Below are 2,017 nucleotides of genomic sequence, written 5' to 3' on the forward strand. Positions count from 1 at the left end.
AGCCAGGGTCCCAAGGGTTCACTGCGACGCCTGTGGCGTCCACCTGGTTCCCGTCCCCTGGGCGCGTAAGGGCAGCGGGTTTACTTTGCTTTTCGAGGCGTTGGTCCTGTCCCTGGCTCCAGCTATGCCCATCAAGACCTTGGCGAAGGAGCTGAATATGCACGACACACGCCTCTGGCGCGTGGTCAGACATTACACGGAACAAGCCCTCGAACGGAGGGTTCTGTCGCAGGTCCGCAATGTCGGATTCGACGAAACCTCCAGCAAGCGAGGGCACGATTATGTATCAGTTTTCGTGGATCCGGATACGTCGAAGGTCATCTTCGCCACGGAGGGCAAGGACTCGAGCACTTTGGGTCGATTCAAGACATTCCTCGAGGAGCACGGCGGCCGAGGCGAAGCCATCGAGCGGATGTGCTGCGACATGTCGCAAGCCTTCATCAAAGGGGCGCGAGAACACTTCCCGGGTGCGAAGCTGACGTTCGACAAATTTCATGTCATGAAGGCGGTGAACGATGCGGTGGACAGCGTCCGTCGCGAGGAGCGCAAGGAGGACCCGAGCCTGGCGCACACCCGTTATCTTTGGCTGAAGAACCCTCACAACCTGACGGAGAGGCAAAAAGAGCGGCTAGGGGAGCTGAGTCTGAGGAAGCACAATCGAAAGACCGCGCGAGCCTATCAGATGAAGCTGAGTTTCCAGGAGATTTTCAAGAGATTTCGCCATCGTGAAGAAGGGGAGCTGTTACTGAAGAAATGGTATTTCTGGGCTACGCACAGTCGTCTGAGTGCGATGATTGGCGCGGCTCGCACGATCAGGCATCATTGGGATGGAGTTCTTCAGTGGTTTGAGTCGCATATCAACAACGGCATTCTCGAGGGGATCAACAGCTCGATCCAGGCCTGTAAGGCGAGGGCCAGGGGCTACAGGAGCAAGGAGAACCTCATCTCAATGATTTACCTCATCGCAGGAAAACTACAGATAGGGCTACCCACTTAAAAAAGCGAGGAGCCCCTAAACTTCCTTAGAGGGATGGAAACTCACGAGGAGGCGGGGCATTACACCGCCTCCTCCAAACTTCCTAAACTTCCTTAGAGGGATGGAAACGAGGAGAGGGATAAGGTAATCGGGCAGAAGGTAAAGACTTCCTAAACTTCCTTAGAGGGATGGAAACAATCGAGCCAATGAAAACATCACCGGAAAATCTTGCTTCCTAAACTTCCTTAGAGGGATGGAAACCCTCCTGTGCCGTTCGGTGTGTCATAGAACCCATCCACTTCCTAAACTTCCTTAGAGGGATGGAAACTAGCGCGGCAGATTATGCCGCTATGGGAACGCTGTGCCTTCCTAAACTTCCTTAGAGGGATGGAAACACGGGACGGTACCCAGCCCACGACCGCATCAGCTCCACTTCCTAAACTTCCTTAGAGGGATGGAAACTGTTTCGCGGCGGGGGGTGGCGCCCGGACCGTCGGGGTCCTTCCTAAACTTCCTTAGAGGGATGGAAACCGATATCAAGAGCAAGACGGTCTGGCGCGGGGACCAGCTTCCTAAACTTCCTTAGAGGGATGGAAACATGCGCTGCCAGTGGACACCGGGCAGCCCCACCCGCATTTCCTAAACTTCCTTAGAAGAGGGATGGAAACAGCAGAATCCGCCGCGCTGGCGTACAAGCCCTGGCGCTTCTGAAACTTCCTTAGCTTAACACTGTTTTTGCAAACAGTCCCTGCAAGGTGCTATTTTTTTGCCCGCGGTTTGGGGGAGGGCGGCCGGCGGCGCCCGTCCGGCAAAAGTTAAGGAAACAAAAGTCGGAGCGGGGGGAGACAAAAGGACGAAAAAAGAGATACAATAAAAAATGCTGCAAAAAATTCGGGAGGGCACGCCGCGCGCCGGAGGTGGACGATGAAGAACGAGCTGGACTACATTCAAATCGAGGACGGGCTTGGGGGGAATCAGGACTGGTTCCCGGAGTGGGACATGTACCACGGCGGGTGTGCGGCGGTGACGGCGTGCGACCTG

Annotated in this window: 1 protein-coding gene and 1 CRISPR repeat array; the gene reads left to right on the forward strand. The window is 55.4% G+C overall.

The window, feature by feature from the left end:
- Nucleotides 1–997, forward strand: a 997-nt coding sequence (locus SY1_RS08935) for an ISL3 family transposase (protein ID WP_208873517.1), incomplete at its 5' end; no start/stop codon positions are given.
- Nucleotides 998–1,008: 11 nt separating this feature from the next.
- A CRISPR array of direct repeats spans nt 1,009–1,574; the repeat unit is 30 nt; unit sequence CTTCCTAAACTTCCTTAGAGGGATGGAAAC.
- Nucleotides 1,575–2,017: the final 443 nt, after the last annotated feature.

The sequence above is a fragment of the Fretibacterium fastidiosum genome, from assembly GCF_000210715.1.
Classification (GTDB): Bacteria; Synergistota; Synergistia; order Synergistales; family Aminobacteriaceae; genus Fretibacterium; species Fretibacterium fastidiosum.